The following is a 786-nucleotide window of genomic DNA, read 5'->3' as shown; positions in this document are numbered from 1 at the left end:
GCATTGTCGTATGAATCGCCTGTTGTACCAACAGAAGCAATTACGCCAGAGTCCGTCATCTTATCGGTATAGCGAATAGATAAGTACTGAACCCCTCGATCACTGTGATGAATCACATCTTTGGGATTATTTCTATCGGTTATCGCTTGATTTAATGCTGCCATTACCATATCAGTGTTCATACGATTCGATACTTTCCAGCCGACAATAGCGCGAGCAAATGCATCGATGATAAAAGCGGTATAAACCCAGCCGCTCAATGTCTTGATATAAGTAAAATCTGCAACCCACAGCTGGTTAGGACGATGGGCGCTAAAGTTACGATTGACTAAGTCATCAGCGCGCTTTTGATCATCACGGCTGTTGGTGGTAATCTTACCCTTACCGCGCCAGACACCTTGTAAGCCGTGCTGGCTCATTAAACGTTCTACGGTACACCGAGCAACCTTTAACCCGTCAGCTTTCATCTGCCGCCAGACTTTGCGAGCACCATAGCGGCATTTGCTGTCCTGCCAGATGCGTCTGATTTCACTGAGGTAAAAGTCGTCATGCTGACTGCGCAGTGAACGCTTTTCAGGGCAGCACTCTAGGTCTTTAGCACGGTGATAGGTTGACGGGGCAATCGGTAGTACTCTACAAATCAGCTCGATCCCATAACTACCTCTATAGTCATCAATAAACTGAACCATTATCTGGGTGGACGGCCCTTCTCCGCCTGGGCGAAAAAAGCAGCAGCCTTACGTATAATCTCATTGGCTTGCTTGAGTTCTCTATTCTCTCGTTCAA

1 pseudogene and 1 other annotated feature are annotated in these 786 nt (G+C 46.9%); the pseudogene reads right to left on the bottom strand.

The window, feature by feature from the left end:
* Positions 1 to 786 (bottom strand): annotated as a pseudogene (locus tag JMX95_RS13605) (IS3 family transposase); the annotation flags it as partial.
* Positions 615 to 731: a sequence feature (AL1L pseudoknot), on the bottom strand. It overlaps the preceding pseudogene by 117 nt.

It is taken from the genome of Psychrobacter sp. NC44 (assembly GCF_904846655.1).
Lineage (GTDB): Bacteria > Pseudomonadota > Gammaproteobacteria > Pseudomonadales > Moraxellaceae > Psychrobacter.
Note: the sequence above shows the minus strand (reverse complement) of the source record. Positions and strands in the feature narration are given on the sequence as shown.